Consider the following 8081-nt stretch of genomic DNA (forward strand, 5'->3'; position numbering starts at 1 on the left):
GAGCCAGAATGAGGTTCATTCTGACCCAGATTTGATTTTGTACAACCCATCAGTCCTTATTGACAAAGAGCCAAAAATCTGAACCAGAATGTGGTTCATTCTGACCCGGATTTGATTTTGCACAACTCATCAGTCCTTATTGACAAAGAGCCCAAAAACCAGTTAAGCACTCTGGCTAACTGGTTATGACTAAATTTTCAGTTGTATCTCTCTACCAACACTAAATCGAAGAGCCAGCAGCCTCTCTAGGATGATGTTGGTTGTTGTTTCTTTACGTAGCAACTTCTAGCTCTCTTGAATATAAAAAGGATTACTGAGAATCAGACGTTGATTTTTCTGCCCCTTGGCGGTACCTAGCACTTCAACTCGAAGATATCCAGGAACAAGCTCTAGTGCTACCCACAAAGGCTCCCCTTTGGTCAGTTTCTTTTCGGCGACCACCTGTTCATTTTGAATCACGCGAATTGTTTTAGGGTCAAACCCAAAGGCTTGTAAACGAGGCTGTGGGGTGTCTTGTACCATAATCTGTAAAATCCCGCTCTCTGGCAGGAGATTATCCCCCATGTAATAGTTCTGATGGGCTTGCTGGAAAGATAGCTCCATCACTGGTCCTAAGGAAATATAGAAATTCCCTTGGCGGAGACTTTGATAAACCTCCGTTAGCGTGAAGGTTTTCAATCCAATATAACTGATTGCCGTGTTTTCGGAAGGAGCTTCCATTCGATGCCAGTCTCTACCCCCACTGCAAGAAATACGTTCTCCTTGTAACAGCAACGAGGTCCACCATTCATAAGCCAGTTGACTGCAATAATTTTCATCTGGTGTGGTACGATTCCATACTTCGATAAAATCCACTAAACTATAGTCTTCAATGTGAAAATCCCAGTGACATCCTGTGCAAATAGGGCTGCCAATTGAAAAAGGATGCGCAATCCCCACAATTCCCTGAGCCGCCTTGATTTGACGCAATTGTGGATCAAGGCTTCTTTTTTGTGCTTGGCGCCAGTCAATCACTTGATTTGCTCCAATCACCAGCATGTGCCCATAAAAAGTTGTCCACTCGATACCGGGTACAACTAGGAGATTGCCATCAAAATCATCCTGCTGGTTTTGTTCCATCTTTTCTTGTCGCCATTGTGCATATGGTGCAAAGGTATTATGATCCGTGACGGTCAACACTTGGTAAGGCTCCTCTTTGGCAGCTTGTATCAATTGATGAATAGAAAAATCGCCATCACTATGGCACGTATGGGCATGCAATTCAATGGGATAATACTTCATCCTGCTGACCTCCAATCACACAAATTTCTGCAAAGCCTTTTCTAGAAAGCATACAATGCAAACTAATCTGTAACTCCCAGAAACTAGGAGTCGGAGACACACGTTCAAACCCCAATGAGCTGGTTTTAGCAGATAAATAGATTTCTTGGGTTGCTGCCTTATGGTGGTAACAGCCTAAATAATGTCCCTCTTGAGAAACCGAAAGCGTCAATAGGTTCACTAAGGGCAAAAAATCCTGCCATTTTCCATCTGTTTGCTCCTCTGGTGTAAAATATCGGAGCAACGCTTGTTCCAAGTATGGCTTCGCTTCTTCGTTGTCAACAATTTGAGGCCCATAGGAAAATTGAATCCTCATATACTCGTAGGCTTCAGTCACGACAAAGGGAACTTTTATATGCGTTTGATGGTGTCGTTTCCCTAGTTGATAACGTTCCTGTAATATGACCGTTTCCTGCTTATCTGGCTGATTGCTCATCATCTCACCTTTCTTTTTTACATTGCTGCGGCATGGCTAGCGCCGAGCCTGCTCCTTTTTCAGATTCGTTACGATATAGACAACCGCTGACACGGAACAAATCAAGAACATAATCACCGAAAGCGCAGAGGTACGCTCATAATCCATGTAGCTGTTGAATTGGTCATATAGCGCAATTCCCAACATTTTTGGGTGATTTCCTCCCATCAAAAATGGTGTCGTAAAGGAGCCAACATTTCCCATAAAGACAAAGGTCATCGCCACCACAATGTCTTTATATGTGTTCGGTAGAATCACTTTTAAAAATATCTGCCATTTTGAGGCGCCAATGTCTTTAGCGGCTTCAATCGACGCATTCCGAATAGCCGAGAGTCCCGCCAGAATCAACAGTGTAACAAATGGAATGTTGAACCAAAGATTCATTAAAATAATTCCCCGTTCATTAAACATTAACCCTGGTTTAAAATTAAGACCAAACCACTGACTTATTCGATTAATCACTCCCGCATCCCGAATCACCATTGTCATAGCATACACTGCCACTAGTCCAGGGACAAAACGAGGCACCATATTCAGCACACTCATCCATCGGCTAAACTGATTTTTCTTAAAGCGGATGTATAAAGCTAACCCGTAACCAAATACCAATGAGAAAATCACGGTAATAATGACAATTTCCAAGGTATACCAAAGATTATCCAACTGGATTGGGTCCGTTAAAAAATATGTGTAATTTTCCCAAGTAAAGGCCTTTGTTTCCCCATCTTGAAAACTACGAACCACAGTAGTCAAGACAGGGTACACAATAAACAGCATCACCATGCTAAAAGCTGGAAAAATCATGAGGTAAGGGATCAGCTTAGGTCCATGCTTCTTCCAAAATCCCGCTTTTATCCGTGGCTTGTCTCCGGTTGTTTCAAAGGATTCCTTGTTTTTGAGTTCTTGCATCATTTTGAAAGTGTGCCAATTTCTTGATCCCAACGTTCATTTAAGGAATTGCCTAATGCGCCAATACTGCTCGTTCTAAATGAACTAATATCTAAGCCTTCTAAGTACTTAGAATTGTCAGAAGACAACTTGCTGCTATCAATAACTGGAATTGCTGCCATCGAATCCAACAAGATTTGTTGTGCATCTTCCGTTAGCATAAAGTTCATAACAGCCTGTGCCCCTTCCGGATTAGAGCCAACAGATGGAATAGCTAGAGCATCGACATTTCCAGTAAACCCAGGGGTAATTTGTGTCATTTTAACCGTGTTAGGCAAAGTGCCATTTGACAAGTTGGTAACCAACATATCTGCCCATGCAGGAATCATTGAGACCTCACCATTTACAAGCAAATCAAGGGTCCCTTGGTTTTTATTTGGGTAAATAACTTTTCCACCAGATTGGTATAAATCTGGATGCAACTCTGCTAATAAATCAAAGCCTGATTGCCATTGCTCTTCCCACTTGGTATCACTCGAGGATAGTGCTTCTTCTGGCAAGAAATTGTAGATAGCCGTTTGAACGAATGCTCCACCGGCACCGCCAGATCCTGGCGTGTTGTAAGCAAATTGTCCTGGATTGTCGTGAATCCATTGGTATAACTCATCTGCTGTTTTTGGAGGATTCGTTACTTTACTTGAATCGTAGGCCAAGACAACCGTCGTTCCACGATATGGTACCAAAACTCCTTCACCGTCTGATACTTGTGTTTTCACATTTTCTAAATTAGGGATGTTGGCTGCGTCATATGGCGTAAAAATATCCTCTCCACCTTCTTGTACATAGGTCGCATAGTCAGCATCGGAAGCCAGAATCAAGTCATAATCTGTATCCTTTTGATCGGTTTTTTTCGCTGCAACAATCCGATCCATTAAGCTTTGCGTCCCTGTACCAGATAAAATAAACTGTAACTTCAGCTCATACTTTTTGCCAGCTTCACTTTCATTAAAGGCATCGACAATTTTGTCCATTCCAACTTTGACATTGTCCGATCCACCTGCCCATAGAGTTACTGTTTCCTTTTCTGTTGCAGTTTTACTTGCTTGACTCGTCCCACATCCGCTAAATACCATTGACGCTGCCACAAGACTTACTACCCCAGCTACTACTTTCCCCATCTTTTTCATCCTACTTTTTCCTCCTGATACGTGATTGATTTTTGGATTGTAAAGTACACCTGTTGCTCTTCTTCAAATTTGTTGCTGTCACCTTTTGCTAAATAAATCTTCAGTAATTGCCGTTGATACAAGATGGTCGCAACACTATAATGACCTACTGGCATCAATTGTTTGATCTGTCCCTGATAGGTTCCAGAAGTATCAGAAAGGAGCGCATCCTCTGGACGAAAGGCAATTTCTAAGCCATTATTTTCTTTTAAAAAGTTCATCTCTCCGATAAACGAAGCAATATAGCGACTCCTTGGTGCATCATAAATCTCTGACGGCGTCCCGATTTGCGCAATTTTCCCTTGCTCCATCACCACGATGCGATTGGATAGCGCCATTGCTTCTTCTTGGTCGTGGGTCACAAAGACGACCGTCACACCAGTTTCTTTTTGAATTCGTTTTAGCTCTTCTCGCATCTGCTGCCGAATTTGGGCATCTAGAGCCGAATATGGCTCATCTAGTAATAAAACAGATGGATCCAATAGCAAGGAGCGACCAATTGCAATCCGTTGTTGTTGGCCGCCAGAAAGCTGATTAGGAAATTTTTTTGCAACATCTGGTAACCCTAGTAAGGTCAGCATGTCAGAAATTTGCTCTTTAATCTTTCCTTTTGGAAGCTTCCTTAACTTTAAACCAAAGGCCAGGTTTTCATACACGGTCATATGATTCCATAAATTGTAGCTCTGAAATACCATGCAGGTAGGCCGTTTTTCTGGCGGCGTCGTGGTGACATCTTCCCCATCGATTAAAATCCGTCCTTCGTCAATCGGTTGGAAGCCCCCCAAGCATCGTAAAATCGTACTTTTCCCGCAACCTGATGGTCCTAGAAGGGTCAAAATTTCCCCTTCATGGATCGTTAAATCAATGGCTTTTACCCCATCGCCATTTTCATAGGTTTTACTCATTTTTTGTATTTGTACCTTTTCCATTGCCATTTCGTTCCTCCTGTTTCACAGTGACATCCCACCAGAAAAAATATCTTTTCCGAAAATTTTTCGACAAAGCCAAATAATCAAAATTGTCGGCAATAGAAGCAACAGAGAAAAGACAGCGCCTGCCATTGGTGGATAGTCCAAAATTACGCTATACATCGAGGTAGCCATTGTTTTGATTTCAGGGAACCCGACTAGCAAAGTGCCTTGGGCCTCTTCCATCGAACCTAAAAAGGTATACATGGATGCAACAGAAATACCTGGAATCGCGGTTGGCATCGTTACTTTTAGAAATGTACGAAAAGGACCGGCGCCAACATCTCTGGCTGCCTCTTCTTGTTGTTGATGAATTGTTTGAAACGAACTAACAGGAATCCAGATCATAAAAATCATCGTGTTTAATATATGAACAATCAGCACGCCAGCTAAGGTTCCCATAAGTTGAAAGCGATAGAACAAAATACCTAAAGCCGTATACAGCCCAATTTTCGGGAACGCATTCGAGAGTAAAAAGGAAAACAAGAAGAAACTTCTTCCTTTAAATTCAAAGCGAGCAAGGGCATATGCAGCAGGGGTACAAATCACGAGGGAAATTGCCGTTGCCAAAACCGCAATCACAAAGGAATTCATAATTGATTGCAACAAATCATCTTGACTAAAAATATATTTCCACCATTCAAACCCAAACTTCGTCGGGAAAACATGGGGAACTTGATAGGTATCCGCAAAAGCTAGCATCAAGGTATTTAACAATGGGCTGTAAAAAAACAAGAGAAAACAAGCAAAAAGGAAAAAATTCCAGAAATATCTTTTCCCAAAACTATGATAAAGACGCTTGGGATTCAAGTATTTCAGCATGACTTTTTGCTCCTTTCTTCCATAAATAGGCCCATGCACAACGTGAGGTTATATTATAAACACCACAGCGCGCAAGGTACTCAATCGTTTCTAGTTCATTGACTGTCCAAACAGAAAATGTCAATCCTAGCTGCTGCCCCACTTCACGGGCCAACTCAGTTAACCATCCTTCATGAATATTGACGATTTGAACGCTTTGATAGGCTAATTTCTGTAAGGTGTCGATCAAATCTGCTTCGGTAATATCCCCAAGTTTTTTTCCTTCGAACTGATTTTCAATATTATAAAATATATGCTTTCCCCAAATCGCGGCCCAAGATAATTGTACATAGCCACTAAGAACAATTTGTGGCCAGATTTGATAGGTTTGTGCCAGCGAAAAAACGGCCATTTCCAATCCCTCTTCTTTTAAATCACAGTTAATGGTCATGGTTGCCTTCTCATTGGCCACTGCTTGAAACACCTGCTCAAGGGTTACCGAATCTGGGACAACTTCTTGCCTGTCATGGGCTAGTATTAGCGTACCATCTGTTTGCTGACGCACATCTACTTCAAAACAAAGCTGGCGATCCAAACAAAAGCGAAGAAATGCCCAGCTATTCTCCTCCGTATTGTCACTACCAGAGTGTGCGGTGATCATGGTCATTTTGACCCCTCCTTTAATTCCGTGATTTTCTCCCACACGTCCACTATACCGATGAAGCGTTAATTTCTTGTTAATTACTTGTAAATTCCCTGCGTTTTTTCAGTAAACTAGTTGTAAATCTTGCATGCTCCTTCCTACGAACTCATGAATCGTCGATTTTGCCCTTCTAGCTAGTTTCACCAATTAAGTAGTTCTACATTCCCCGCTTTTAACCTACTACACCTTTTTTTGTTTTCAGCTATTCCTTCTTCTTGCTGAAAGTCCTTGAGGTTCTTTCTTGCAGGATACCATCAAGGTGTTCAATGGCTTATTCCCATTGAATGACCGAGACTTACTATCAGATTTCTGCTCGTTGAACCAAGTCTTTGATACAGGATTTCTTCCGTCATCTTCTCACAAATACCACCTTGCGTTTCTCTAGCGATTGGTCGATGTGCACCCTCCCAGTGGACTGTCACTACCCCTTTTTGCTATGCCTAGCCCACAAAAAAAGCTGTCCTCACAGACAGCTTTTGTCTACAGTCTGCGCATTCTCATTAGAGAACACTCCCTTTTTTGTGACTTTTCTGAAGCTAGAGTGAATACTTTCAACTGCATTAGTAGTGTACATGATTTTTCTAATGGCGCTGCCATAATCAAAGAGTTGTTCAACATGAGAAAAGTTTCGTTTGCATACATCTACTGCACCAGAATAATGAGACCACCGATTTTGAAAACTGTCGAAGGCAGCGTGTGCAGCGTTTAAAGAAGAAGCACTGTAGAATTTTTTCATGTCTCGACAGACTTCCTTATAATCCTTACTTGGGAGGTATCGTAACGCATTTCGAACAAGATGAACAATACAGCGCTGCACAATGACAGAAGGAAAAATTGCTTTTGCGCCTTCTTTGAGACCGGAAACACCGTCCATCGAAATGAAAAAAACATCTTCTACACCACGTACTTTCAGTTCATCAAATACTTGCATCCAGCGATTTTTAGATTCTGTTTGATTGAGCCATAGGCCTAAAATCTCCTTGTTTCCTTTAAGATCATAGCCAAGAATGGTGTACACAGCATATTCTTTAGCTTCATAGTTTTCGCGTAAAGTGACGTACATACAATCAACGAATAGAAATGCATAACACTTGGCTAATGGCCGAGCTTGCCATTCTTCCAATTCAGGAAGGACGGCATCCGTGATATCAGAAATCATTTCGTGGGAAATATCAAAGCCGTAAATATCTTCAACGGTTGCGGCGATATCGCATTGACTCATTCCTCGTGCATACATGGAAAGAACCTTACCTTCGATGTCGGAGACATCTCGTTTTCTCTTAGGAATCAACTCAGGTTCAAAAGAAGCCTCCAGGTCTCTGGGAACATCAATGTTTACTTTACCAAAGCTCGTTTTAAGCGTCTTATTGCCATAACCGTTTCGTCGATTGTCATGTTTCTTTGGCTCTTTAGAATGGGCGTCATACCCTAAATGGTTATTCAATTCTCCTTGAATCCTTTTTTCAAATAAGGGACCAAACACATCTTTTAAAACATCTTGCATATCCTCTACAGATTCGGGTTGATAAGTATTCAAAATGGATTCAGCTAACTTCTCAGCATCAGGATTTCTTTTCTTTCTAGCCATCGTGTAATCACCTCTTGATCTTATTTTAGAAAAATAAAAAGGCTCTATAATTTATGGGACTGATGAATCAGAATTGATTCTTCAGCCCCATTTTTATTTTAGGTATTAAAAA

At 41.5% G+C, this 8081-nt stretch carries 8 protein-coding genes; all 8 read right to left on the reverse strand.

Going from position 1 to position 8081, the window contains the following annotated elements; all coding sequences use genetic code 11:
* Positions 1-285: 285 nt before the first annotated feature.
* A complete protein-coding gene (locus tag AB5Z52_RS15090; RefSeq protein ID WP_368243946.1) occupies positions 286-1281 on the reverse strand; it encodes a CehA/McbA family metallohydrolase in 996 nt (331 codons plus the stop codon).
* Entirely contained in the window at positions 1262-1756 is a 495-nt protein-coding gene (locus AB5Z52_RS15095; RefSeq protein WP_137264890.1) for a hypothetical protein, read from the reverse strand. The genes AB5Z52_RS15090 and AB5Z52_RS15095 overlap by 20 nt, the downstream gene beginning before the upstream one ends.
* Before the next feature lie 36 nt (positions 1757-1792).
* Positions 1793-2707 carry an ABC transporter permease gene (locus tag AB5Z52_RS15100; protein ID WP_137264888.1) on the reverse strand — a complete coding sequence of 305 codons (915 nt, stop codon included), beginning with the start codon at positions 2705-2707 and terminating at the stop codon, positions 1793-1795.
* A complete protein-coding gene (locus AB5Z52_RS15105) occupies positions 2704-3870 on the reverse strand; it encodes an extracellular solute-binding protein (RefSeq protein WP_368243942.1) in 1167 nt (388 codons plus the stop codon). The genes AB5Z52_RS15100 and AB5Z52_RS15105 overlap by 4 nt, the downstream gene beginning before the upstream one ends.
* The gene (locus AB5Z52_RS15110) at positions 3867-4844 is read right to left on the reverse strand and encodes an ABC transporter ATP-binding protein (RefSeq protein WP_368243939.1); all 978 of its coding nucleotides are present in this window, start codon (positions 4842-4844) and stop codon (positions 3867-3869) included. Before AB5Z52_RS15110 ends, AB5Z52_RS15105 begins: the two co-directional genes overlap by 4 nt.
* Positions 4845-4859: 15 nt before the next feature.
* A complete protein-coding gene (locus AB5Z52_RS15115) occupies positions 4860-5699 on the reverse strand; it encodes an ABC transporter permease (RefSeq protein ID WP_137264885.1) in 840 nt (279 codons plus the stop codon).
* Complete coding sequence (locus AB5Z52_RS15120; RefSeq protein WP_137264884.1) at positions 5662-6345, reverse strand: glycerophosphodiester phosphodiesterase; 684 nt, start codon at positions 6343-6345, stop codon at positions 5662-5664. Before AB5Z52_RS15120 ends, AB5Z52_RS15115 begins: the two co-directional genes overlap by 38 nt.
* 499 nt (positions 6346-6844) lie before the next feature.
* Positions 6845-7969: an IS256 family transposase gene (locus tag AB5Z52_RS15125; protein ID WP_137264883.1), complete on the reverse strand. Its 1125-nt coding sequence runs from the start codon at positions 7967-7969 to the stop codon at positions 6845-6847.
* Positions 7970-8081: the final 112 nt, after the last annotated feature.

Origin of the sequence: Enterococcus sp. RTP21361st1_A6_RTP21361_211029 (genome assembly GCF_040910045.1) — a bacterium.
Lineage (GTDB): Bacteria > Bacillota > Bacilli > Lactobacillales > Enterococcaceae > Enterococcus_D > Enterococcus_D gallinarum.